Annotated in this window: 24 protein-coding genes; 10 read left to right on the top strand and 14 right to left on the bottom strand. The window is 63.1% G+C overall.

All coding sequences use genetic code 11. The features are described from left to right. Positions 1 to 65: 65 nt before the first annotated feature. Positions 66 to 878: an exodeoxyribonuclease III gene (xthA, locus tag ACTYOL_RS15360; protein WP_054891531.1), complete on the top strand. Its 813-nt coding sequence runs from the start codon at positions 66 to 68 to the stop codon at positions 876 to 878. An 18-nt stretch (positions 879 to 896) separates the two neighbouring features. Here xthA and ACTYOL_RS15365 read toward each other — a convergent pair whose 3' ends face one another. The 4 genes from ACTYOL_RS15365 to ACTYOL_RS15380 all read right to left on the bottom strand — a co-directional run bounded on the left by ACTYOL_RS15365 (position 897) and on the right by ACTYOL_RS15380 (position 3,086). Beyond that, entirely contained in the window at positions 897 to 1,769 is an 873-nt protein-coding gene (locus ACTYOL_RS15365) for an alpha/beta fold hydrolase (protein WP_153772722.1), read from the bottom strand. A gap of 20 nt (positions 1,770 to 1,789) precedes the next feature. Beyond that, positions 1,790 to 2,410: a LysE family translocator gene (locus ACTYOL_RS15370; protein ID WP_054891533.1), complete on the bottom strand. Its 621-nt coding sequence runs from the start codon at positions 2,408 to 2,410 to the stop codon at positions 1,790 to 1,792. Between the two features lie 101 nt (positions 2,411 to 2,511). Further along, the gene (locus ACTYOL_RS15375; protein WP_054891534.1) at positions 2,512 to 2,715 is read right to left on the bottom strand and encodes a helix-turn-helix transcriptional regulator; all 204 of its coding nucleotides are present in this window, start codon (positions 2,713 to 2,715) and stop codon (positions 2,512 to 2,514) included. Next, complete coding sequence (locus ACTYOL_RS15380) at positions 2,712 to 3,086, bottom strand: hypothetical protein (RefSeq protein ID WP_153772723.1); 375 nt, start codon at positions 3,084 to 3,086, stop codon at positions 2,712 to 2,714. The genes ACTYOL_RS15375 and ACTYOL_RS15380 overlap by 4 nt, the downstream gene beginning before the upstream one ends. Positions 3,087 to 3,218: 132 nt before the next feature. Between ACTYOL_RS15380 and ACTYOL_RS15385 the strand changes: the two genes are divergently transcribed. After that, a complete protein-coding gene (locus ACTYOL_RS15385) occupies positions 3,219 to 3,698 on the top strand; it encodes a GNAT family N-acetyltransferase (RefSeq protein WP_065862946.1) in 480 nt (159 codons plus the stop codon). A 532-nt stretch (positions 3,699 to 4,230) separates the two neighbouring features. Here the strand turns inward: ACTYOL_RS15385 and ACTYOL_RS15390 are convergent. Then, positions 4,231 to 4,758, bottom strand: coding sequence for an MgtC/SapB family protein (locus ACTYOL_RS15390; protein ID WP_054891536.1), 528 nt, complete (start codon positions 4,756 to 4,758; stop codon positions 4,231 to 4,233). Positions 4,759 to 4,905: 147 nt separating this feature from the next. Between ACTYOL_RS15390 and ACTYOL_RS15395 the strand changes: the two genes are divergently transcribed. The 4 genes from ACTYOL_RS15395 to ACTYOL_RS15410 all read left to right on the top strand — a co-directional run bounded on the left by ACTYOL_RS15395 (position 4,906) and on the right by ACTYOL_RS15410 (position 9,867). Next, positions 4,906 to 5,145: a DUF3203 family protein gene (locus ACTYOL_RS15395; protein WP_054891537.1), complete on the top strand. Its 240-nt coding sequence runs from the start codon at positions 4,906 to 4,908 to the stop codon at positions 5,143 to 5,145. 121 nt (positions 5,146 to 5,266) lie between these two features. Further along, on the top strand, positions 5,267 to 6,673 hold the full coding sequence (ccoG, locus tag ACTYOL_RS15400) for a cytochrome c oxidase accessory protein CcoG (protein ID WP_444756534.1): 1,407 nt from the start codon (positions 5,267 to 5,269) through the stop codon (positions 6,671 to 6,673). A 48-nt stretch (positions 6,674 to 6,721) separates the two neighbouring features. Then, positions 6,722 to 8,131, top strand: a complete 1,410-nt coding sequence (gene mapR, locus ACTYOL_RS15405; protein WP_054891539.1) for a GntR family transcriptional regulator MpaR — start codon at positions 6,722 to 6,724, stop codon at positions 8,129 to 8,131. 47 nt (positions 8,132 to 8,178) lie between these two features. Then, positions 8,179 to 9,867 (top strand): PAS domain-containing sensor histidine kinase, encoded by a 1,689-nt coding sequence (locus ACTYOL_RS15410; protein WP_200603440.1) that lies wholly within the window; start codon positions 8,179 to 8,181, stop codon positions 9,865 to 9,867. 3 nt (positions 9,868 to 9,870) lie between these two features. On the opposite strand, the gene ACTYOL_RS15415 is transcribed toward ACTYOL_RS15410, so the two are convergent. The 4 genes from ACTYOL_RS15415 to ACTYOL_RS15430 form a co-directional block, all read right to left on the bottom strand. Then, positions 9,871 to 10,617: an SDR family oxidoreductase gene (locus ACTYOL_RS15415; RefSeq protein ID WP_054891540.1), complete on the bottom strand. Its 747-nt coding sequence runs from the start codon at positions 10,615 to 10,617 to the stop codon at positions 9,871 to 9,873. A gap of 93 nt (positions 10,618 to 10,710) precedes the next feature. Then, a complete protein-coding gene (locus ACTYOL_RS15420; RefSeq protein ID WP_153772727.1) occupies positions 10,711 to 12,246 on the bottom strand; it encodes a DHA2 family efflux MFS transporter permease subunit in 1,536 nt (511 codons plus the stop codon). Beyond that, positions 12,243 to 13,439: an HlyD family secretion protein gene (locus ACTYOL_RS15425; RefSeq protein ID WP_153772728.1), complete on the bottom strand. Its 1,197-nt coding sequence runs from the start codon at positions 13,437 to 13,439 to the stop codon at positions 12,243 to 12,245. The genes ACTYOL_RS15420 and ACTYOL_RS15425 overlap by 4 nt, the downstream gene beginning before the upstream one ends. Before the next feature lie 16 nt (positions 13,440 to 13,455). After that, positions 13,456 to 13,944: a MarR family winged helix-turn-helix transcriptional regulator gene (locus ACTYOL_RS15430; protein WP_054925628.1), complete on the bottom strand. Its 489-nt coding sequence runs from the start codon at positions 13,942 to 13,944 to the stop codon at positions 13,456 to 13,458. Positions 13,945 to 14,170: 226 nt separating this feature from the next. Between ACTYOL_RS15430 and ACTYOL_RS15435 the strand changes: the two genes are divergently transcribed. Then, positions 14,171 to 15,169 carry a FecR family protein gene (locus ACTYOL_RS15435; RefSeq protein ID WP_200603438.1) on the top strand — a complete coding sequence of 333 codons (999 nt, stop codon included), beginning with the start codon at positions 14,171 to 14,173 and terminating at the stop codon, positions 15,167 to 15,169. Positions 15,170 to 15,276: 107 nt separating this feature from the next. On the opposite strand, the gene ACTYOL_RS15440 is transcribed toward ACTYOL_RS15435, so the two are convergent. Next, a complete protein-coding gene (locus ACTYOL_RS15440; protein ID WP_153772730.1) occupies positions 15,277 to 16,614 on the bottom strand; it encodes an OprD family porin in 1,338 nt (445 codons plus the stop codon). A 224-nt stretch (positions 16,615 to 16,838) separates the two neighbouring features. Here ACTYOL_RS15440 and ACTYOL_RS15445 point away from each other — a divergent pair, with 224 nt between their 5' ends. After that, positions 16,839 to 17,162 carry a DUF2790 domain-containing protein gene (locus tag ACTYOL_RS15445; protein ID WP_065862581.1) on the top strand — a complete coding sequence of 108 codons (324 nt, stop codon included), beginning with the start codon at positions 16,839 to 16,841 and terminating at the stop codon, positions 17,160 to 17,162. A 15-nt stretch (positions 17,163 to 17,177) separates the two neighbouring features. Here the strand turns inward: ACTYOL_RS15445 and ACTYOL_RS15450 are convergent, their stop codons facing one another. After that, complete coding sequence (locus ACTYOL_RS15450; protein WP_054891547.1) at positions 17,178 to 18,338, bottom strand: GGDEF domain-containing protein; 1,161 nt, start codon at positions 18,336 to 18,338, stop codon at positions 17,178 to 17,180. A gap of 81 nt (positions 18,339 to 18,419) precedes the next feature. After that, a complete protein-coding gene (locus ACTYOL_RS15455) occupies positions 18,420 to 19,304 on the bottom strand; it encodes a LysR substrate-binding domain-containing protein (RefSeq protein WP_200603436.1) in 885 nt (294 codons plus the stop codon). Positions 19,305 to 19,407: 103 nt separating this feature from the next. On the opposite strand from ACTYOL_RS15455, the gene ACTYOL_RS15460 reads away from it, so the two are divergent. After that, complete coding sequence (locus ACTYOL_RS15460; protein WP_197893450.1) at positions 19,408 to 20,358, top strand: DMT family transporter; 951 nt, start codon at positions 19,408 to 19,410, stop codon at positions 20,356 to 20,358. 93 nt (positions 20,359 to 20,451) lie between these two features. On the opposite strand, the gene katG is transcribed toward ACTYOL_RS15460, so the two are convergent. Next, entirely contained in the window at positions 20,452 to 22,701 is a 2,250-nt protein-coding gene (katG, locus tag ACTYOL_RS15465; protein ID WP_444756535.1) for a catalase/peroxidase HPI, read from the bottom strand. Positions 22,702 to 23,051: 350 nt separating this feature from the next. Here katG and ACTYOL_RS15470 point away from each other — a divergent pair, with 350 nt between their 5' ends. Beyond that, positions 23,052 to 23,681, top strand: a complete 630-nt coding sequence (locus ACTYOL_RS15470) for an ATPase (protein ID WP_444756536.1) — start codon at positions 23,052 to 23,054, stop codon at positions 23,679 to 23,681. 3 nt (positions 23,682 to 23,684) lie between these two features. On the opposite strand, the gene ACTYOL_RS15475 is transcribed toward ACTYOL_RS15470, so the two are convergent. Continuing rightward, a complete protein-coding gene (locus tag ACTYOL_RS15475; RefSeq protein WP_054891552.1) occupies positions 23,685 to 24,563 on the bottom strand; it encodes a DMT family transporter in 879 nt (292 codons plus the stop codon). Between the last annotated feature and the right edge of the window lie 90 nt (positions 24,564 to 24,653).

Below are 24,653 nucleotides of genomic sequence, written 5' to 3' on the forward strand. Positions count from 1 at the left end.
TGCCACGCTGGTGATGACGGCCGATGTCGGCTAGCATCCGAGGCTTTTACCAGGATCGTCTTTCCATGAAGATCGTCTCGTTCAACATCAATGGCCTGCGCGCCCGCCCGCACCAGCTGGCTGCGCTGATCGAGAAGCACCAGCCAGACGTCATCGGCCTGCAGGAAACCAAGGTCAGTGACGATCAGTTCCCGCTGGCCGAAGTACAAGCATTGGGCTATCACGTGCATTTCCATGGCCAGAAGGGCCACTACGGGGTTGCCCTGCTCTCGCGCCAGGCGCCATTGTCGCTGGTCAAGGGCTTCAGCACCGATGAAGAGGACGCTCAACGCCGCTTCATCTGGGGCACCTTCGCCGATGCCGACGGCACCCCGATCACCATCATGAACGGCTACTTCCCCCAGGGCGAAAGCCGCGACCACCCCACCAAGTTCCCGGCCAAGCAACGCTTCTACAGCGACCTGCAGACCCTGCTCGAAGGTCAGTTCCGCAATGACCAGCCATTGGTGGTGATGGGCGATGTGAACATCTCGCCCCAGGACTGCGACATCGGCATCGGTGCCGATAACGCCAAGCGCTGGCTCAAGACCGGCAAATGCAGCTTCCTGCCCGAAGAACGTGAATGGATGGAGCGCCTCAAAGGCTGGGGCCTGGTGGACAGCTTCCGTCACCTGCACCCGGAGGTAGCGGACCGCTTCAGCTGGTTCGACTACCGCAGCCGCGGTTTCGAGGACGAACCCAAGCGTGGCCTGCGCATCGACCTGATCATGGCGTCGCAGGCACTGCTTCCACGCCTGAAGGCGGCGGGCGTCGACTATGAACTGCGGGCGATGGAGAAGCCCTCGGACCACGCCCCCATCTGGCTGGAACTGGCCTGACGGCGCAGGCCATCGGACTCAACCGCGCAGGAACGCCTCGACCGCCTGCGCGGCGCTCACCGGATCTTCCTGCATGAAGCAATGACCACCCGCCACCTGTCGCTCGCTGACATTGGCATTGAGCGCCACCAGGCGCCGCACCGAATGCGGCACGAATGGGTAGGTGGTTTCACCATGCAGGATCAGCGTCGGCGTGGTGATGCGCTGCAGACTTGGCCACATGCGCGCCGGGAAGGTGCTGAAAATCTCAACCTCACGGCCGGGTCGGCACTTGAGCACCACGCCTTCGCCGCAATCGCCGATGGCATGCCCGATATACGCGTGCAGCGCCGCGTCGCTCCAACCCTTGAAGATCCCCCGCCCCTGCAGCGACGCCAGCGCCGCCTCGCGGTCCGGCCAATGGCTGCGCCGGGTTGCGGCCTTGCGCGCCAGGGCATGACGCCGGTGCAGGCCCACCAGTGCCGCCGCGCCCATCACCCCGATCATGCGTCGGCTGAACAACACCGGATCGAGCAGTACTGCACGCTCGAACAACCCAGGCCTGCTGGCGAGGATCAGCCCGGTCAGCACCCCACCAAAACTGTGTCCGAGCGCATGGCGCGGCACATCGCCAAACACCTGGCGTCCCGCCTCGAATGCTTCCAGGACCAACTCCGCAGTGCGGTTCCAGCCACGAAAGGCGCCGCCGTGATCGCTGTCGCCGTGCCCCTGGACGTCGCACAACCACAGGTCGAAGTGTTCCCCCAGGCGCATCAGCATGGGCTCGTATGCCAGGCAGCAGAAACCGTTGCCGTGCAGAAAATGCAGCAACGGTTTGCCGCTCGGCTCGGAATGCCAACCCCGTAGCGTGAAACCTTCCGAGCAATCATGGGACCAGGGAATCAGCTGCATCGTGTACCGCACTCATCGAACTAGGAAAACGACGATTCTACAAACAGCAGCGGATACAACGAAATCACCAGCAGCAAGGCCATCAGGACATTGAACAGCATCAGCCAGCGCGGATTTTGCAGAAGGTTGCGCAAGGCGCTGCCAAACATGACCCAGATCCCCACGCTGGGCAGGTTGACCAAGGCGAACAGCGCGGCGATGACAATCACGTTGAGCACATAGCCCTGGGCCGGGGTGTAGGTGGTGATCGCACCGACCGCCATGACCCAGGCCTTCGGATTGACCCACTGGAAAGCAGCCGCTCCCCAGAAGCTCAGGGGCTTGCGCGTCCCTGCGGCATCCCCGGAGATCGGCCCGGAAGTTGCGATCTTCCACGCCAGGTACAGCAGGTAAGCGGCCCCCACGTAGCGCAGGATGCTGTACAGCGGCGGCCAGGCCTTGAACAGTTCGCCCAGCCCGAACCCCACGCCCAGCACCATCAGCATGAAGCCGATGCTGATGCCCATTGCATGGGGGATCGAACGGCGCACACCGAAGTTGACGCCGGACGCCAGCAACATGGTGTTGTTCGGCCCTGGGGTGATCGAAGAAACGAAGGCGAACAGGATGAATGCGGTGAGCAGATCGTATGAGCCGAGCATGGCAGGGACTTCCGTCAGGTACTGATTATCGTGTCCTGCCACACTAGCGGAACCCCTCTCGCGCAGACCGGTACAGTTACCTTAAATTAAACCTGTACACATCACTGTACCGCCGCAGAGGGATCGAAGATCTCTTCGATACTCAACTCGAAAACCCCGGCAATGCTGAAGGCCAGCGGCAGGCTCGGATCGTAGCGGCCGGTCTCGATGGCATTGACGGTCTGGCGCGAAACACCGAGCCGCTCGGCCAGTTCGGCCTGCGACCAGCCACGCCCACTTCGCAATTCACGGATGCGGTTGTTCAACGGTAACGCCTCACCCCGATGAAGGTCCCCAGCGCCCACAACGGCCCCATCAGGCTCCAGACCATGAACATCGACAAACGTGGGAAGCCAGCGGTCTCCAGAAAACCGTAGCTGAAGGTCAACAGCGCCGTCGCGACGAATGCCAGCCCCAACGCCTCCAGTTGGATGCGCCGGACCATTTCATCGAGGCTGCGCAGTTGCTGCACCACAGCCCAGGCCATACCGATCATGGCCGGCACCGGCACCAGCGCCACCAGGGTCTTGGCAACGCCTGGCGCCATGGACGCGAGGAAATGGCTGCTGACCAGCACACAGGCCATATAGGCGACGAGGAACAGGACGAATGAAATCACATGACGTTTGTGCAGCATGCCAACAGCCTCGGATGTAAAGTGTGTTTTACATTGAAGGCGAGGCCGCGCATCATGTCAAGCTTGCTTTACATCTCGGCAAGCCGGCCCAGGCCCATTACCATGGTGCCCGCCAACCACAAGGAAGCCTTCATGAGTCTGACCATCCGCCCTGCCCGTCGCGCCGACGCCGCCAAGATCCTCGACTTCATCACCGAGCTTGCCGACTACGAGCGCGCGCGCCACGAAGTGGTAGCGACCCTGGCCGATATCGAGCACAGCCTGTTCGATGAAGGCAGCACCGTGCACAGCCTGATGTGCGAGCGCGACGGCACGGCCATCGGCTTTGCCGTGTACTTCTATAGCTACTCAACCTGGCTGGGCCGCAACGGCATTTACCTCGAAGACCTGTACATCACCCCCGAACAACGCGGCGGCGGTGCTGGTCGCCAGGTACTGCGGCACATCGCGCGCGAGGCCGTAGCCAAAGGTTGCGGCCGCCTGGAATGGAGCGTACTGGACTGGAATGAACCGGCTATCGGTTTTTACCAGGCGCTGGGCGCAGAAGCGCAAGATGAATGGGTACGTTATCGCCTGGACGGCGAGCGCCTGAAGGCATTCGCACAGGGGTAAGCCGCGCCCGACCACACGACTGTGCCAAAAGTGTTACCCGGCCCCGTCCACCCAGCAAAAAATCGGGTAACACGGAAACAATTCGAGAGATTTTCAGGTCATGAAAAATCGCCTCAAATCTCTAAGCCCTTGATTTTAATGGATATTGAAAAGTTGGCACGGCATCTGCTTTATCTCTGGCACAACAAAAATAAAAAAACGTGACACCCCAATAAAAACAACATGCACCGGCTCTGACATAACAAGAACAACACGGCAGAGGCGCAGCAAGCAGATTTTTTTGGAGTAGGCACGCGTTCCAGGGGTTCGTCCCCGCGACCTGACACAGAACAACAAAACTACCTTGAGGTAGCGACTGTCAGGATCGGATCAGCAATGATGAAGGCAGGTCAGCGCTCAAAAAAATACGTTTGCTCTTGGCCCCGGATAGGGGCCCGGTTACACCGAAACAGGCTGACAAAAACAACAACAGGCCGGTTTTCAATAATAAAAAGAGCAGGCAACAACGCTTTGAGGGGAGCTTCGGCTCCCCTCAGTGCTTTGTGTTTTCCTCATTCTTCGCCTCACCACCCTCCCCCTCGACCTTCTCCACCAGCACCGGCATGCTGCTCAACACCAGCAAGGCCAGCACCGTACTGACCAACGCCGTCGCCTCGCGCCCCATGCCCGCCGCCGTGCCGATCGCCGCCGTCATCCACAGGCCTGCCGCCGTCGTCAGCCCCTTAACGTGATTGGTGTCCTGGCCATGGCCCTTGAGAATGGTGCCCGCGCCAAGAAAACCGATCCCGGCGACGATCCCCTGTATCACCCGGCTCAGCGCCTGTGCATCGGCACCGGCCATGCTCGGTGCCAGCACGAACAGGGCTGCACCCATGGACACCAGCATGTGTGTCCGCACCCCGGCCGACTTGCCCTTGTGCTCGCGCTCGAAACCCAACACCGCGCCGAGCACCGCCGCCATCAGCAGACGCACGAGAATCCGCGTCACCTCGCCTTCATCGGTGATGTCGGTGAACTCTGCCCGTATCGCTTGCCAAACATTCTGCCACCAGGAATCCATGGGTTTCTCCACACCAGCGCGCCGTGGCCTATTGAAAGATTGACCGCTGCGTTTGCCCGGAGTGCGGCAGCATCCGCCCGGCGGAACGATGCAGCAACCCGAAGCGCGCTGTGGTCACACCCGTAACCACCTGCGGAGGGTAACGTCATGCCGGTAGAAATCGACGAAAGCAACCAACGCTGCACACTGATCGGTGACAAGCTGCGCATAGAAGGCCTGGGGCCGGAGATCGAGATCTTCACCGATGAACAGCTGCGCATGTCGGTCGCGGTGCTGGCGGGTGAACGCATACCAATCACCGAAGCCGAAGCCGACGCCCTGACCGTGATCGGTGCGGTGGATAGTCGCAGACATCTCAAGAGCAGTGCTCCAGGCTCCGTAATCTGAGGCCTGCAAGGGACTTCTCGTTCATCTGATATGGTTTTTATCGCTCTACCTGAGCCTGTGCTGTAAACAGATCGGGGGCCATAGTGCCCGGGCCTGATCGAGGCCTGATGAGCGAACCACCATGAGCGAGAGAATCCCCTTCCGAATCATCGAGATCGAGCCTGCGGCCAAGCCCCCCAAGCGCCACGCAGACGGGCGCATCCAGACCCGCAGCTTCACAGGCCTGTACCGCAACCTGCGGATCGGCTTCGCCGGCCTGTTGTTCGTGTTGTTCTTCGGCACGGCCTGGCTGGACTGGAACGGTCGCCAGGCCGTGCTCTGGGACCTTGCCGACAGCAAGTTCCACATCTTTGCCGCAACCTTCTGGCCACAGGATTTCATCCTGCTGTCGGCACTGCTGATCATCTGCGCCTTCGGCCTGTTCGCCATCACCGTCTTCGCCGGGCGGGTGTGGTGTGGCTACAGCTGCCCGCAGAGCGTCTGGACCTGGCTTTTCATGTGGTGCGAGAAGGTCACCGAAGGCGACCGCAACCAGCGCATCCGCCTGGCCGCCGCGCCCTGGAGCCTCGGCAAGTTCGCGCGCCGCAGCCTCAAGCATGGGTTGTGGCTGGCCATCGGGGTGATCACTGGCCTCACCTTCGTCGGTTACTTCACCCCCATCCGCCCGCTGGCCCAGGAGCTGCTGACCCTTCAGCTGGGCGGCGTAGCGTTGTTCTGGGTGGTCTTTTTCACTGCCGCCACCTACCTGAACGCCGGCTGGCTGCGTGAAGCCGTGTGCATGCACATGTGCCCCTATGCGCGCTTTCAGAGCGTGATGTTCGACAAGGACACCCTGGCCGTGGCCTACGATCCAGGCCGCGGTGAAAGCCGCGGTCCCCGCAAGAAAGGCAGCGACCGACAGGCACAGCATCTGGGCGACTGCATCGACTGCACACTGTGCGTGCAGGTCTGCCCCACCGGCATCGACATCCGCGACGGCCTGCAGATGGCCTGTATCGGTTGCGCTGCGTGCATCGACGCCTGCGACGGGGTCATGGACAAGATGGGCTACCCCCGCGGCCTGATCGGCTACAAGTCCGAACACAACCTCCAAGGCGGCCGCACCCACTGGCTGAGACCGCGCCTGCTGGGTTACGCCACGGCCCTGCTGGTCATGATCGGCGCCCTGGTGATGGCCTTGCAGACGCGCCCGATGGTGTCGCTGGACGTCATCAAGGACCGCGGCCTGTTCCGTGAAAATGCCCAGGGCCAGATCGAGAATATCTACCTGCTCAAGATCATCAACAAGACCCAGCATCCCCAGCACTATCGACTACGTCTGGTCGACGCCGAAGGCTTCGTGCTGCACGGCAAGCAAGCGATATTCATTCCTGCCGGAGAAATGAGCGAACTGCCGGTATCGGTGGCGATGCTCGCCGAACGCCCAACGAGCAGTTCGGTAGACCTCACGTTCGAAGTACAGGACAGCGACCAGCCGCAGGTGCACAGCCGTGCACGCAGCCGTTTCGTTGCGCCGCTCAACCGCTGATCCCTTACACTGCCTTGAACCTTGCCTGCCAGGCCGAATAACACAACGATGAAACGCTACGAACGATTCGCCGACGATATCGCAGAACTGATCCGCTCCGGGGTGCTTGGCCCCGGACAGCGTGTGCCCTCGGTACGCTACGCCAGCCAGACCCACGGGGTCAGCCCCTCCACGGTGTTCCAGGCCTATTACCTGCTCGAGCGCCGCGGGCTGATTCGTGCCCGGCCGCGTTCGGGCTACTTCGTCAATACCCACGCACCTCGCCAGTTCAGCGAACCCCAGGCACAGGCACCGGTCAGCGAATCCACCGATGTCGACGTCAGTGCCCTGGTATTTTCCATCCTTGATTCGATCAAGGACCCTCACACCGTCCCCTTCGGCTCGGCCTTCCCCAGCCCCACCCTGTTCCCGCTGCAGCGCCTGGCCCGCTCGCTGGCCAGCGCCAGCCGCGCCATGGACCCACGCGTGGTGGTCACCGACCTGTCACCGGGCAACCCGCAGTTGCGCCGCCAGATCGCCCTGCGCTACATGGTCGCCGGCCTGATGCTGCCGATGGAAGAGCTGCTGATCACCAATGGCGCGCTGGAAGCCCTCAACCTGTGCCTGCAGGCAGTCACAGAGCCGGGAGATCTGGTTGCCATCGAAGCCCCGGCCTTCTACGTGTGCCTGCAGGTGCTCGAACGACTGAAGCTCAAGGCCGTGGAAATTCCCGTGCACCCACGTGAAGGCATGGACCTGGGGGTGCTGGCACAAACCCTGGAGAAACACCCGGTCAAGGCCGTATGGTCGATGACCAACTTCCAGAACCCGGTCGGTGCGAGCATGCCCGAGGCGAAAAAGCAGGCACTGGTCGAACTCCTGCACCGCCACCAGGTGCCGCTGATCGAGGACGACGTCTACGCCGAGCTCTACTACGCCCAGCAAGCGCCCAAGCCGGCCAAGGCCTTCGACCGCGATGGCCTGGTCATGCACTGCGGCTCGTTCTCCAAGAGCCTGGCCCCAGGCTACCGGGTGGGCTGGGTCGCCGCCGGCCGTTTCGCACAGAAGATCGAGCGGCTCAAGCTGATGACCTCGCTCTGCGCCTCGATGCCGGCTCAGGCCGCCATCGCCGACTACCTGCAACATGGCGGTTACGATCGCCACCTGCGCAAGTTGCGCTACGCCCTGGAAGGCCAGCAGGCCAACATGCTCGCCGCCATTGCCCGCCACTTCCCGGCGCAGACACGGGTCAGCCAGCCCGCCGGCGGCTACTTCCTGTGGCTGGAATTGCCCGAGCAGATGGACGCGCTCAAGCTGTTCCACATGGCCCTGGCGCAAGGCATCAGCATCGCACCGGGGCCGATCTTCTCGCCGACCCGGCGCTTCGGCAACTGCATCAGGCTGAACTACGGCAGCCCGTGGAACGACGCCACGGAGACTGCGATGGAGACACTGGGGCGTATCGTGCGCTCATTCTGAAGGATCAGCCGCTATAGTGAGGCTACCTGCACATGGACGAGCACCCGATGAACGACCCCACTCAACTGCGCCAACAGATCCTGGCCTTGCAGCAGCGCAACGGCGAGCTGGAAAACCGGCTAGCGCAGCAAGCCGAAGTATCGCCCTTGGACAACGTCCTGTTGCGCCGAGTGCACGAGCAACTCGAGCAGCGCTTCGACCAGACCCTGGCCGAACGCCGGCTGTTCATCGAGCTGGTCGATCACAGCCTGGCCAATGTCTTCGTCATCGCCCCGGACCTGCGTCTGCAAGCGATCAACCGTACTGCCCGACAGACATTCCAGCGCCTGCACGGTTTCTGCCCCAGGACCGGCGATCGCCTGGATGAAGCGCTTGCCGGCCTGCCACAGCCGCTCCAATGCCTGCTACCACTGGTCAACCGAGCGCTGGCGGGGGAAACGGTGATCGAAAGCGTCGCCTTCGACGGGCCGCCCTATCGGCGCCACTACGAGCTGCGGATCACCCCGCTGCACAGCGACGAACGCCCGCCACTCAGCGCCTGCCTGTTCGCCTACGACATCACCGAGCGCACCCTTGAGCAGGAGCGCCTGCGCGAAGCCGAGCAGGCGCTGCGCCAGGCGCAGAAAATGGAAGCGGTCGGCCAACTCACCGGCGGCATCGCCCACGACTTCAATAACCTGCTCGGTGGCATCTTCGGTGCGCTGGAGCTTGCCAAGCCACGCCTGTGCGGGCCGCAGAACGATGAGGTGAGCCGGCTGTTCGGCATCATCGAGCAAAACGCGTCCAAGGCCGCGTCACTGGTGCAGCGCCTGCTGGCCTTCTCGCGCAGACAGACATTGCTGCCCCGCGCCACCGACATCCAGCAACTGGTCGGCGACATGCTGGCGCTGCTGCAGAGCTCGCTGCGCTCGGACATCGAGCTCATCGATCGCACAGCTTCACAGCTGTGGCCAACCTGCATCGACCCCTCGCAACTGGAAAGCGCGCTGCTCAACCTGTGCATCAATGCCCGCGATGCCATGCCCGACGGTGGCACCTTGGTGATTCATTGCGAAAACCTGGAAATGACCCCGGCGCAAGCCCAACGTCTGCGACTCGCCCCGGGCCAATACCTGCACTTGCGAGTCGAGGACAACGGCCAAGGCATGCCAGCGGAGGTGGCGCAACGAGCCATCGAACCGTTCTACACCACCAAGCCGCTCGGGCAGGGCACTGGCTTGGGGTTGTCCATGGTGTACGGCTTCGTGCGGCAGTCTGGGGGGCAAATGCACCTCGATTCGATTCCGGGCAACGGCACCTGCGTTCACCTTTATTTGCCCAGGGCTGAAAACCTCCCGCCCCCCGAACCGCAGAGCCTGCCGGCCCCGCCACCTGCGCGGTCAATCCTGCTGGTCGAGGACCAGGCGGCGATGAAGCTGGTCATCAGCGAGCTGCTGAGCGAGGCGGGCTACGACGTGCATGCCTTCGCCAGCACCGACCGGGCGCTTGCGGCCCTGCGCAAGGGGCTGCGCCCGGGCCTGCTGGTCGGCAACACCGCCTTGTCCGACAGCCCCAAGGGTAGGCAACTGATCGAAATGAATGCGGCCCTGACACCTGGCTGCACAGCCTTGCTCATCACCGGCTACGCCACCCAGACGCTGGCAGACCACGACGGTTTGCCAACAAATATCGAAATCATTTCCAGCCCGTTCGAGCTGAAAACACTGCTCGAACGGGTGACACACATCCTGGGCTGAGGCTCAGCGCCCGCCTCCCAGATCGATGAAGCTGCCGGTGGAATAGGATGCTTTCTCCGACAACAACCAGAGGATCGCCTCGGCCACTTCCTCCGGTTGCCCACCGCGGCCCATGGGCAGGCCAGGTTCGAGCTTGGTGACGCGCTGGGCATCACCGCTCAAGGCGTGGAAGTCGGTATGGATATAACCGGGACGCACGCCGTTGACCCGCACCCCCTCGCCCGCCACTTCCTTGGCAAGCCCAAGGGTGAAGGTGTCCAACGCGCCCTTGGAAGCGGCATAGTCGACGTACTCGTTGGGCGAGCCCAGGCGTGCAGCCACCGACGACACGTTGACGATCGCACCACCCTGCCCGCCGTGGCGCCGCGACATGCGCAGCAAGGCATGTTTGGCACAGAGCATCGGGCCGACCACGTTGGTTTTCATCAGCTTGAGCAGGCGGAATTCGGACATCTCGTCGACCCGGCTCTGGGTCGCGATGGTCCCGGCATTATTGACCAGTGCGGTGACAGGGCCCAGCTCCTGGTCGATCCGCTGGAACACCTGGATCACTTCATCCTCGACGCTGGCATCGGCCCGCACGGCGATGGCCTGGGCGCCCAGCCCCCGAACCTCAGCCAGGATGCGTTCGGCAGCGTGATCGTCGGCGTGATAATTGATGCAGATGCGGTAGCCCTGTTGCGCCGCCAACCGCGCGGTCGCGGCACCGATACCGCGGCTGGCGCCAGTGATGAGAATGACCTTGTCCATGAAACTGCCACTGTCGAAGGAATAGACCTACAAGGTTAGGGGAAAAGCCCCGATTGCGGCAACGGCTGCACGCAGCCGTGCCGCAAGTACACCTCAGTGCCCCGCCGAAGCGGGTCCGGCTTTGGCCGTGAAAGGCGGGCGAGCGAGCCACACCAGCAGGATCAAGGCGCCAAACACCCAGGTCAGCAAGGTGAAGTAGTCCACCGTCGACATCATGTAGGCCTGGCTGTTGAGGATCTGCTCAAGCTGCGCATAGCTCTGCGGAGTCGCCCCGCCGAGTTGCTCGAGGGTGTGACGCGTTGCCGGGTCGTACTGACTGATGTGCTCGCTCAGGTAGGCATGGTGCTGGTCGGCCCGGCGGATCCAGATCCAGGTGGTCAGCGAGGCGGCGAAACTGCCGCCGAGTGTACGCAGGAACGTCGCCAGCCCAGAGCCGTCGGCAATCTGATGCGGCGGCAGGTCCGAAAGCAGGATGGTCAGGGTCGGCATGAAGAACAGCGCTACCCCGATCCCCATGAACAATTGCACCAGGGCGATGTGCAGGAAGTCGACCTCGTTGGTGAAACCCGCACGCATGTAGCAGCTTGCGCCAATGGCCAGAAAGGCGATCCCTGCGAGCAGGCGCAGGTCGAAGCGATGCGCATACTTGCCAACGAAGGGCGACATGATCACCGGCAGCAGGCCGATCGGCGCTACCGCAAGCCCCGCCCAAGTCGCCGTGTAGCCCATCTGCGTCTGCAGCCACTGGGGCAGGATCAGGTTGATGCCAAAGAAGCCCGCATACCCGCCCACCAACACCAGGGTGCCGATGCGGAAATTGCGGTGCACGAATAGCCGCAGGTTCACCACCGGGTGCCGATCGGTGAGTTCCCAGATCACGAAGATGGCCAGGAAGACCGCGGAAATCAGGCTACCCACCACGATGAACGAGGACTCGAACCAATCCAGGTCGTTACCCTTGTCGAGCACCACCTGCAAGGCGCCGACACCGACGATCAGCGTCAGCAGGCCGATGTAATCCATCGGCTGGCGACTGGTGGTCACCGGACGTGTGCGCATCTGCTGGCGCACAACGGCGGCAGCGAACAGACCGATCGGTACATTGATGAAGAAAATCCACGGCCAGCTATAGCTGTCGGTGATCCAGCCGCCGAGGATTGGCCCGGCAATCGGGGCCACCACCGTCACCATTGCCAGCAACGCAAGCGCCATCCCCCGTTTGGCGGGAGGGTAGACCGCAATCAGCAAGGTCTGGGTCATCGGATACAAGGGGCCTGCGACCACGCCCTGGAGCACGCGAAAGCCCACAAGCTCGGGCATCGACTGGGCAATACCACAGAGGAACGACGCCAGCACGAACAGCAAGGTGGCCCAGATGAACAGTTTCACCTCGCCAAAACGGCGGCTCAGCCACCCCGTCAGCGGCAGCGCAATGGCATTGCTTACCGCAAAGGAGGTGATGACCCAGGTGCCCTGCTCGTAGCTCACCCCCAGGTTGCCGGAAATGGTTGGCAACGCCACGTTGGCGATGGTGGTGTCGAGCACCTGCATGAAGGTCGCCAGCGACAACCCAATGGTGGTCAGCAGCAGGCTCGGCGGGGTGAACTGGGCGGATGCGCCGTTGCTCATCGCTGCGCCGTCTTGCCACTGGCGGCGCTGTTGTCATGGATCAGCTGGGCGATCAGACGATCGGCCTCGGCCAACTGACGGTCATACACCTGGGTGGTGTAGCTGGCCTGTTGCGGCGGCTGTTGGGCCAGCGCCGGGCCACTCTGGTCGTGCAGGTCGACCTCGACCACGGTGGACAGGCCGATGCGCAGCGGATGATCCTTGAGCTGCTCGGGGTTCAGGTGCACCCGCACCGGCACACGCTGGACGATCTTGATCCAGTTGCCCGTGGCGTTCTGCGCGGGCAGCAGGGCGAAGGCACTGCCAGTGCCGGCGCCCAGGCTGTCGACCGTCCCGCTGTACTTGACTTCGCTACCGTACAGGTCGGCGGTGATCTCCACTGGCTGACCGATACGCATGTCACGCAGCTGGGTTTCCTTGAAGTTGGCGTCGATCCATACCTGGTCGAGCGGAATCACCGCCATGGTCGCGGTACCCGGCTGCAGGCGCTGCCCCAATTGCACGGTGCGCTTGGCGACGTAGCCGGTCACCGGCGCCACCAACGTGGTGCGAGCGTTGTCCAGGTAAGCCTGACGCAGGTCGGAGGCCGCGGCCATCACGTCCGGGTGCGACGACACCACGGTGTCGTCGATCAGCGCAGTGCTGGTGTTGAGTTGCTGGCGGGCGTTGTCCAGGGCGCTCTGCGCGGCGGTCAGGTCGTCGCGTGAGTGCGACAGCTCTTCAGCGGCGATCGCCCCGCTGTCAGCCAGGACCTTGCGCCGGGCGTAGTTCTCGCGAGCCTTCTTCAGTTCGGCCTGGCGCGTCTGCACCTGGGCCTTGAGTGCATCGACGTTACTGTACAAGCCGCGCACCTGGCGCACCGTGCGCGCCAGCTTGGCCTCGCTGGCCTGCAGCGCGACCTCGCTGTCACTGGGGTCGAAGCGCAACAACACCTGGCCGGCGTGCACCAGGTCGCCATCGTCGGCGCCGATGCTGGTGACGGTACCCGTCACCAATGGAGTGATCTCCACCACGTTACCGTTGACGTAGGCATCGTCGGTGCTTTCGTGCCAGCGCCCGACCAAGCTGTACCAGGCCCAGCCGGCGGCGCCGGCCAATATCAATACCAGCAACAGGGCCAGCAGCCAGGTCTTGCGCTTGCGCGTGGCGTCGGGCACTTCGGCGGGAGTGGGTGCATCCGAGGGTGTGGCCATGAGAAGTACCTTTGAATCAAGTCGGATCAGGGGTGCGATCGCCGAAACGGGCAATCGTCAACGGGTCGCTGGCGGCCAAGAGAATCTTTGCCAGCAGCGTCTCGAGGATCTTGAGCTCGTCGGGTTCGAGCGAACCGACCAGCTCGTTCATCGCCATTGCCCCGATCTCCGGCAGACGGTCAGCCAGACGTTGACCGTCGTCGGTCAGCGCCAGCCGCACCTGGCGACGGTCGTCGGGACAGCGGTTGCGCAGGATCAGGCCCTTCTGCTCGAGGCGATCGAGCATGCGCGTCATCGAACCGCTGTCCAGCCCCAGGCAGCGGCACAGTTCGGCCGGGGTATCTACCTGGTACTGGGTCACGATGATCAACACCTTGAACTGCGCAGCGGTAACGCCATCAGCTTCCAGGTGCCAGTCAAGAATGCGGTCCTTCAATAACGAGGCGCGGCCGAGCAACATGCCAATGGCGCAGGTCTGGAAGTTTTCCGGGGTGAAATGGGCCATCGGCATCGCTCAGAAAAGATGTTAGAAAATATTACTGCCTAGGCAGTTAATGTCAAAGCTTTTATTAGCAGGCTATCTAAGTCGTTGTTCCCTCAGCCCTCTCGGTGCCCCCTATGCCGCTGCGCCGGAAAACCGACAAAAAAATCGCAACTGATAGTCATTCGCCATTATCTTGGTTCTCGCAGGGCCCTTCTGGCAGGTAGAATGCGCAAAACCGGGAGCCGCAATGAACCAAGACCGCCTCACCCCCCTCGACGACGATGCCATCACCGATGCCGCTGCGCACTGGTGCATGCGCCTGCACGCCGAGGACTGCTCGGCCGCCGAGCGTGAGGCATTTGCCCAGTGGCTGGCCACCGACACCCGGCATGCCGAGGAATACCAGGCGATGCTGGAGATCTGGCATACCGCCGACATGTTGCCGCGTACTACCAACGTGACCGAACTGCCTGCGGCCAGGTCCCACCAGCGCAACTGGCGACCACTGGCCTCAGCCGCGGTGATCACCCTGCTCGCCCTGCCCCTGGCCGGCTGGGTTGGCTGGGAGCAAGGCTGGTTGCCCAATCGCTATCAGCATTTCGACAGCGACCAGCAGGTGCGTACGGTGCAACTGCACGACGGCAGCCAGGTCGAGCTCAATTTGAACAGCGAGCTGCGCTACCTCAACTACAAGGACCGGCGCCAGGTCGACCTGATCAAGGGCGAAGCCTTCTTCAAGGTTACCCACGACAGCGAGCACCCTTTCATCGTGCGCGCCGGTCACGGCCAGACGCGGGTCACCGGCACGCAGTTCAACGTGTGGAAGTACGAAGATCAGGTCAAGGTGACCCTGGTCGAAGGCTCAGTGCTGGTTTCCAGCCACAGTGGCGAAGGCGGCTACCGCCTCGGCCCCGGCATGCAGGCCAGCTACAGCATCGGTGACTTCGAACCGCAACTGGCCCAGAGCGACGACTATGCCAATAGCCTGGCCTGGCGCAGCGGTCGCCTGGTACTCGACAACCTCAGCCTGTCCCAGGCATTGCCGGTGATCAACCGCTACCTGGACAAACCCCTGTTGCTGGCCGACAGCACTGTCGGCAACATCCGCATCAGCGGCATCTACGACACCCGCGACGTCAACCGTCTGGTAAACAACCTGCCCAAGGTCCTGCCGATCTACCTGACCCGCAACGACAACGGCAGCACGGTCATCAACCGTATCTTGCCGTCCTCCGACAAGGGGTGATGTGCGCTGCCAAATGGCAGCCACAAAAAAGGCGCCTCATCGAGGCGCCAAGACATTCACCTGCAACCAAAGGAGCGCAAGGCTTCTGAAGGTGAATGGGCTCAAGCTCAAAGGATCGACAACGGATACTCGACGATCACTCGCACCTCATCCAGGTCGGACTCGAACGCCGTCGCCCGTGTGGTCGCCTGGCGCACGCGCAGCGAAAGGTCCTTGGCCGCGCCGGTCTGCACTACGTACTTGACCTCGATGTCGCGCTCCCAGCGCTTCTGGTCGGTCAGCGGATCGCCATTGCCATCGCGACGCATGTAATAGGCGTTGGCGTTCGAGTAATCAGCGTCACTGCCGCGCCCGTAGCGGGTCATGAACGACAGCCCGGGGACGCCATACCCGGCCATGTTCAGGTCATAGCGCAGCATCCACGAGCGCTCCTTGGGCGAGTTGAAGTCGCTGTACTGGATGGAGTTGTCGAGAAAGATCGAGTCGGACTGGCGCAGGTAATCGAAATCGTCGTCGCCATTGTTGCGTTGGTGGGTCAAGGCGACGGTGTGGGCGCCGTAACGCACACCGAGCTTGGCGCTCCAGATGTCGTTGTCGAAGGTGCCCAGGCGTTTACGCCCTTCGTCCTTGGCGTTGTAGAAGTTGAAGCCACCGATCAGCGCCAGCTCTTCGCTCAATGGCCAGGTAACGCTGGTACCGGCGTAGTACTGGTTCCACACATCCTTCAGGCGACTGCCGAACAGACTGACGCTGACATGTTCGTTGATGGCATAGTCGCCGCCGCCATAGGCGATCCATGGCGAGTCCACAGGCCCGCCATAGAAGGTCGCGAAAGACTCGCGCATGTCGCTGGACATCGGCTGGCTCATTGCATGCAGGCGCCCGGCCTGCAAGTTCAGGCCCGCCAGGCTGGTGTTCTCGACGGTCACGCCGCGAAAGCTCTCCGGCAGCAGGCGTGAATCGCCCGCCGCGACCACCGGGTTGGCCGGAAACACATCGCCCACCCGCAGCACCGTGTCGAACACCCGCACCTTGGCCGCGCCGCCGAGCTTGCTGTATTCGTCACGCGCCTGGCCGTCGCGATCCACCGGCAGTACATCGAACGAGCTGCGTCCACCGTTGCGCCCGCCTCCGGTGTCGAGCTTGAGCCCGAGCATGGCAAAGGCATCGACCCCTACCCCCACGGTGCCCTGGGTAAAGCCGGACTCGAAGCGGGTGATGACAGCATGCGCCCAGGCTTCGGAATAGCCATTGTCGGGCGCCTTGGCTCTGTTATAGGTCGGTGCCACCGCGTCGCGGTTGTCACGGTTGAAGTAGTAGTTGCGGTTCAGCACGCTCAGGCGGCTGCCCTCTATGAACCCTTCTTTCGTAGCGTCCTCGGCCCACGCCGAAGGACCGGCCAGCGCCACCAGCGCGGCCAGGGAAAGTCCCGGACGATATCTCATGCGATGCTCCTTCGATAACGGCTGTTGTTCTTGTCAGGCCGTTTCGCAGGTGCGTTCGCGGCCAGCATCGATGCTCGCCGCAGGTGGATAACGGGAAGGTGATCGGCACATTACAATGGCGTCATGCGTGCGGACCTTTCACAACTGTAAGGCTGTCGTCATGCCCTTGTTGGCTGCTGCTCGCTAGCGTGATCCGGAAACCACAGCCCTTCCGGAGACACCCCATGAAACGACTGAGTACAGCGATCGCCCTGCTCCTGCTGGCCTTCGGCGTCCAAGCCACCGGCTTTTCCGCTCAGCGCAGCGAGCAGTTGCTGCAGGCGCACCAGCAAGCCGTGGCCGCCTACGCCATCAAGCGCGACAAGCCCATGCCGGAGATCGTCGACTACCGCTATGGCATGCCACTGGATGTGGCGCGGCTGGTGCGCCAGTCGGGCGACCCGCGCACGTGCGAGGTGGTACCGCGCCTGATGACCTTCGAGGACAGCCAGGGCACCCTGCGCACCGTGCGTTATTCGGTGCAGTCCGAATGCATCAACAACAAGTGAAAGCCCGATGCCGGCTCAATCGCCCGTCAAGGTCAGGTCCACCAGGCGCATGCTGTCGCGTCCACTGCGCTTGGACTGATACAGCGCGGCATCGCTCTGCTCGATCAGCGCCGTGAGGCTGGCCGGCGGCTGATCGAACAGGTTGGCACCGATGCTCAGGGTCACCGCCATCGGGGTGACGAAGGATTGTGCAGCGATGTCCTGGAAGCGCTCGCGCAGAATAGTGCCCAGCACCTCGACTTCGTCGCGGCGCGCATTACCCAGCAGAATGACGAACTCATCACCCCCCAGTCGCGCTGCCAGGGCATTGGCCGGCAGCAGGCCACGAATGGTTTCGCTCAGCGCCACCAGCAGCCGGTCACCTGCGGTATGGCCGTAAAGGTCGTTGACCAGCTTGAAGTTGTCGATATCGATCAACAGCACGGCGCCAGGGCGCTCGTGGCTTGTCGCCCGCAGCAACACCGGCGCACGCACTTCCAGGGCGCGGCGGTTGAACAGCGCCGTGAGCGGATCACGCGCGGCGAGAAGCGCGATGCGCTCCTCACGCCGGTAGCGCTCGGTGCCGGTCATCGACAAGGCGATCAGCATGATCGCCATCGCCCCTTCGATCAGCGAAATCTGGATGATTTCACCGCGAAATGCCGCAAGGTCGATCAAGGTTCCCGGAATCACCACGGTCAGGGCCTTGATCACGTAGAACAGCCCGTGGATCAGCATCACGTAGCGCAGTTGCACCGCCCCCACACTCAGCGACACGCCGTGCGGACGCAGCAGGAAACTGGCACGTAGCGACACCAGGGCCACCAGCAGCGAATTGACCACCAGCATGATCTTCGACCACGACGGCCCTTCCGGCAGCAGCAGCAGGCTCACCCACAGCAGCACGACCAGCAGCCAGCCCCGTGACAATCGCACCTCGGTGAAACGGGCAACGCCCAGCAGGAAGCAGAAATGCGCGAACACCAGCATCCCATTGGCGAACCAGATACCAATCAGCAGAAAACCGTTCATGCGCAGCAGCGCGAGGGTAGAACCAACGGTGATGGTGGCGAAACCGGCACTCCAGTAGAGCAACGACGACTCGCGCACACTGCGCCATTCGATCGCCAGGTATAGCGCAGCTGCTGCCGCAAGGGCGACGGTCAGGGCCAGGAGGGTTGGGGGGTCGAGCGTCATTGACCGGCGTGCCTGTCTTGGAGGGCAAAAGCGGTGATTGTAAGCGCTCCGGCCAGGATTGCAGAGTGCCAGCTCATCGGATTACTGCCCGGAAAGGAAGGTGACCAGTTGCCTGGCGTGGGAACTGAGACCTTCCCAACTGCGAAAGCAGATGCGCAGCTCCAGAGTCGCCCAACGCTCCTCCAGTGCCACCCTGCGCACCGCGAACTCCTGCTCGGCGCGCACAGCCGCGATCTCCGGGACAATCGCCAGCCCGGCGCGCTGGGCCACCAGCTGGGCGATGGCCTCGAAGCTGGGCGCGCGCACGCGGATCTTCAGCGGCATGGCCAGGTTCATCGCCAGCTCCTCGACAAAGCGCTGCATGGCACGCTCTGCCGGCAGGCAGACGAAGGCATGATCCAGGGCATCGACCAGACGCAGCTGCTCACGCGTCGCCAGTTCATGATCGGCAGGCACCAGCAGCACCAGACGCTCGGTGCGAAACGGCAGCGACACCAGCCCATCGTTGACCAGGTTGCCGTCGAACACGCCGATCTCGCACTCCCCAGCCAGCACCACCCGCAATACATCGACGCTCTTGTGCTCGACCAGCAGCAGGTCGACCTCGGGGTAGTCGGCCAGGAACGGCCCCAGTACCGCCGGCAGCAAGGTGCTGTTGGTGACCGTCGAGGCCGCCAGGTGCAGGTTGATTCGACGCTGGCCGGCCAGCTCCTTGAGCGTGTCCTGCAGTTTCTGCGCCTCGCCCAGCACCCCACGGGCCGACTCCAGTACCAACCGCCCAGATGGGGTCAACTGCATACCGTCAGCCCTGCGGGTGAACAACATCAGACCGCTGCGCTCCTCAAACAGGCGCAAGCGCGTGCTTGCCGCCGACACCGCCACCGGAAAACTGGCCGCGGCCTTGCTCAGGCTGCCAGTCGCTGCGATGGCAGCCAGCAGACGCAAGTCCTGAAGATCGAAGTGCATGGGGTTTCTCCAAAAACGAACGCCATGTTCGAGAAAAAGCGATTCTAGCTTTCGAGCCTTCTATTCAGAATAAGCCTCTGACTTATTTTGTTGCGGATTCAGCATGAACAGCCTGCGTACCTCACTTGAGCGACACCTGCAAAGCGGCAGCCTCTATGCCGTCCTGGCTGCCCTGGGCTTCAGCTTCAAGGCGATCTTCGTCAAGCTCGCCTACGCCGCGGGGCCTGTGGATGCAGTGACCTTGCTGGCGCTGCGCATGGGCCTGTCGCTGCCGCTGTTCGCCTGGTTGGTGTGGGCCAGCCGTGGCTCGGCGAGTACTCCACTGACCCTGGGTGACGGGTTTCGCGTGGCTGTGCTCGGGCTGCTGGGTTACTACCTGTCGAGCCTGTTCGATTTCTACGGTTTGCAGTTCATCAGCGCGGGTCTGGAACGCCTGATTCTGTTCACCTACCCGACCCTGGTGCTGATCTTCCAGGCCGTCGCTCTGCGTGAGCGCCCTACCCCTCGCACCCTGGTGGCGATGGGGTTGTGCTACCTGGGGCTGGGGATCGCCTTCGTGCATGACCTGGGCACCGCTGGCGGTGGGCACGCAGTGCTGGTGGGGTCGCTGTGGGTGTTCGCCAGCGCCGTCACCTACGCGCTGTATTACTCCGGTACCGGAATGATGCTCAAGCGCATGGGCTCGATGCGCATGGCCGGGCTGTGTGGTTCGGCCTCGTCGCTGATGGTGCTGGCGCACTACCTGCTGGTGGCGGATGTCACCCAGTTGGCGCAATTGCCCGCTGCGGTGTGGGCCAACGCGGCGATGATGGCGCTGTTTTCCACGGTACTGCCGATCTACTGGGTGGCCCTGGCGATCCAGCGCCTAGGCCCGACACACACTGCGGCGGTCGGCAACCTGGGGCCGGTGCTGACCATGCTGGCGTCCTGGGCCATCCTCAGCGAGGCGATCTCGGGCTACCAGATTGCCGGGCTGGTTCTGGTGTTGCTGGGTGTATCACGGCTCAAGCCGGCGAAGCCCAAGGTGGCCGAGGCGCAGAAGGCTGTCGCCTGAATCTTGATGACCTCGGCGTTGTTTCGCGGGTAAATCGGAGCGGCGGTTCGGCGCTCCGATTTACCCGCGAAAAAGCGCCCTACAGTCCCGCTTCTACAAGTCGAACCGGTCGAGTTCCATCACCTTCACCCAGGCCGCCACGAAGTCCTTGACGAATTTCTCCTTGGCATCGCTGCTGCCGTACACCTCGCTCAACGCCCGCAACTGGGCGTGGGAACCAAACACCAGGTCAACCCGCGTGCCGGTCCATTTCACCTGCCCGGTCTTGCGGTCACGGCCTTCGAAGGTCTCGTTGTCAGCCGAGGTCGGCTTCCATTCCACGCCCATGTCCAGCAGGTTGCGGAAGAAATCGTTGCTCAAGCTGCCAGGCTTGTCGGTAAACACCCCATGCTGGCTGCCACCATGGTTGGCGCCCAACACCCGCAGGCCACCGACCAGCACGGTCAGTTCCGGCGCGGTCAGGGTCAGCAACTGGGCCTTGTCCAGCAGCAGCTTCTCGGCCTTGACGCTGTACCTGGCCTTGGTGAAGTTGCGCAGGCCGTCTGCCAGCGGCTCCAGCACGGCGAACGACTCGACATCGGTCTGCGCCTGGGAGGCATCGGTGCGACCCGGCCGGAACGGCACGCTGACAGTGTGTCCAGCGTCCTGGGCGGCCTTCTCGACCGCAGCGGAGCCGGCCAGCACGATCAGGTCGGCCAGCGAAATCTTCTTGCCGCCATTGTTGAATTCGCCCTGGATTCTCTCCAGCGCCTTGAGCACCTTGTCCAATTGCTGAGGCTGGTTGGCGGCCCAGGAGCGCTGAGGTTCCAGGCGCAGGCGCCCGCCGTTGGCGCCACCGCGCTTGTCCGAGCCACGGAAGGTCGAAGCTGCCGCCCAGGCGGTGGACACCAGTTCGGCAACGCTCAGGCCCGAGGCCAGCACCTTGGCCTTGAGCGTCGTGATGTCCTGCTCGTCTACCAGCGGGTGATCGACCTTGGGGATCGGGTCCTGCCAGAGCAGTTCTTCCTGCGGGTTTTCCGGGCCCAGGTAACGGGCCAGTGGCCCCATGTCACGGTGGATCAGCTTGTACCAGGCACGGGCGAAGGCGTCGGCCAGTTGCTCGGGATGCTCCTTGAAACGCCGGGCGATCGGCTCGTAGATCGGGTCGAAGCGCAAGGCCAGGTCAGAGGTGAGCATCATCGGTGAATGGCGCTTGGCCGGATCGTGGGCATCGGGCACGCTGTTGGCCCCCTTGCCATCCTTGGGACGCCATTGATGGGCGCCCGCCGGACTCTTGGTCAGTTCCCACTCGAAGTTGAACAGGTTGTTCAGGTACTCGTTGCTCCAGCGGGTCGGGGTCGAGGTCCAGGTCACTTCCAGGCCGCTGGTGATGGTATCGCCACCCTTGCCAGTGCCGAACTTGTTGGCCCAACCCAGCCCTTGCAGCTCGAGCCCGGCGGCTTCAGGTTCGGCACCGACGTTGTCCGCAGGGCCTGCACCGTGGGTCTTGCCGAAGGCGTGGCCGCCGGCGATCAGGGCCACGGTTTCTTCGTCATTCATCGCCATGCGGCCGAAGGTCTCGCGAATGTCCTTGCCCGAAGCGACCGGGTCAGGATTGCCCTCCGGGCCTTCAGGGTTTACGTAGATCAAGCCCATCTGCACGGCTGCCAGCGGGTTTTCAAGGTTGCGCCCTGCCGGCTCGGTACGGCTTTGCTCCTCCGGATGCTTGGCAGGCTCTGCCACCAGATCACCTTTACCGGGCGGCTGGGCCTTGCCGTAGCGGGTGTCACCCCCCAGCCAGACCTTCTCCGAGCCCCAGTACACATCTTCGTCCGGCTCCCAGACATCGGCGCGGCCTCCAGAGAAGCCGAAGGTCTTGAAGCCCATCGACTCCAGCGCGACGTTGCCTGTGAGCACGATCAGGTCAGCCCAGGAAATCTTGTTTCCGTATTTCTGCTTGATCGGCCACAGCAGCCGCCGGGCCTTGTCCAGGCTGACGTTGTCGGGCCAGCTGTTGAGCGGGGCGAAGCGCTGCTGACCGGAGCCCGCGCCACCGCGGCCGTCCGCGATGCGGTAGGTGCCTGCGCTATGCCAGGCCATGCGGACGAACAGCGGGCCATAGTGGCCAAAATCCGCAGGCCACCAGTCCTGGGAGTCGGTCATCAACGCGGTGAGGTCTTTTTTCAGGGCTTGGAAGTCAAGGCTCTTGAACGCCTTGGCATAATCGAAATCCGGGTCCATCGGATCGGACTGGCTGCCGTGCTGGTGGAGAATCCTGAGGTTGAGCTGATCGGGCCACCAGTCACGGTTGGTGGTGCCGCCGCCTGCGGTTTGATGGAACGGGCATTTCGATTCGTTCGACATCTGCGGGTACCTTATGGGTCGGTTGTCCAGATTTCCGGTCTATGCCAGGTGTTCTGCAGCCCGAGCCGCAAGGCTCGGGGCTTCTCTTCATCAGGTGGTGGTCGGTCTGTTGCCGACGCAGGCCCGCGGCGCTGCACGCGCAAATCGCAAGGCCACGGGAAAGACTAGCCCAGCATGGGCAGAGGTCTAATAGAGCGACTATTGAAAGGCGATAGGCTGGGTCTGTCAGGCAGGTCGAGGCAGCCGCGCCCCATCGACATCGTCGATAGCGACCATGAATATCTTCAAGTTCCACCGCTGGGCCCGGAGGCGGAAGATGGCTTCATTGAACCTTCGATGAGGCATCGATCATGGCATCGATCAGCAAAGGCGGTATGCTCGCCGCGATTTTGGCCCTGCTGGCCGCTCTGGGTGGCTGTGCCGCCTCGGCCACCTCGCAGGTGGCGCAACCCTACGGTCACTTCTACTCGGCCACCGAGCTGTCCAGCGTGTCGCTGAAACCGGGCCAACATGTCGCCGTGCTGTTGGGCCGCAATGCCGCTGCCACCCTGGACTACCTGCAGCGCCATCGCGAGGTCCCTCCTTCAGTGCCTGGCGCCTCGCGTGCCGTGCAAGTGGCCACGCTCAACAGTGGCAGCCAGGCCTATGGCTGGCTGGCGCAGTCGCTGGCGCAAACCTTCGCCGAGGTCACCTTCTACGACGATCTGGACACCCTGCTCGCCGATCGCCCCGACGTGATCGTGCTACTCGATGCCCAGAGCCGCCTCGCCAGCGCCACCAGCCCGGACATCGAAACCCAGGTGGTCGCACGCTTCTACGACGACCAACTGACCTACATCGGCCGCGCCGAAGGCCAGGCCCGTGAAGCGCTGCCCAGCGACACGGCGAATGTCGCCCGCCAGTTGCAGGTCGAGCGAAACGTGCAGGCCGACGCCCTGCGTAGCTTCGACGCCTCGCTCAAGGCCCTGGTCAAAGGCTGACGGTCACTTGCGCCGCTGCATCCAGGCGGCACCCAGGCCACTCAGGCAGATGATGGCGATGCCCACGATGCTGGTGGTATCCGGCACCTGGCCGAATACCACCAGGCCCAGCACACCTGCAAACACGATCTGGCAGTAGCTGAACGGCGCCAGCAGCGCCGGAGCTGCATGGCGGAAGGCCTTGGTCAGCAGCAGGTGGGCGGTCATGCCGCAACCGCCAAGGGCGAGCATCAGCAGTACGTGCTGCCATTGCGGTGTCTGCCAGAAGAACGGCACCAGCGCACTCATGATCAGGGTGTTGCACAGGCCTGCGTAGAAGTTGCTGGTGGTTGGGCTGTCATGGGCAGCCAGAATCCGGGTCAGCAGCTGGTAGAAGCAGAAACCCAGGGCCGAACCGAAGGGAAACAGGATCGCCGGGGTGAACATCGCTCCGCCCGGATGCACCACTACCAGTACCCCGATGAACCCCATCACTACCGCCAGCCACTGGCCGAGCGTGACCCGCTCCTTGAGCAGCGGAGCCGACAGCGCAGTGACCAGCACCGGGGCGAGAAAGTTGACCGACGTGGCCTCGGCCAGCGGCAGGTACTGCAGGCCCGCCGTGAACAACAGGCTGGTGCTGAGCAGGCTCAAGGCCCGCAAGGTCTGCAGCAACGGACGCCGGGTGCGCAGTACACGCAGCCCCGCCTGGGGCATGAAGATGCCGGCCATCAGCAGCGTATGCACCACATAGCGCGCCCAGACCACCATGATCACCGGGTAGATACCACCGAGGAATTTCGACAGCCCATCATGGCTGGCGAACAGGAAAGTCGCGGCCACCACCAGGGCGATGCCGCGCAAGGGGTGGTTGACGCCGGACAGCGGGGTGCGGGTGGTCATGCGGATCTCTGGGCAGGACGAACCTTGCGAGTTTAGAAGAGATGGGGCGCCGGATGGCAAGTGTTTTTGCCCGCGTCAGGGCGAGTTTAC

It is taken from the genome of Pseudomonas sp. A014 (assembly GCF_052378495.1).
Classification (GTDB): Bacteria; Pseudomonadota; Gammaproteobacteria; order Pseudomonadales; family Pseudomonadaceae; genus Aquipseudomonas; species Aquipseudomonas machongensis.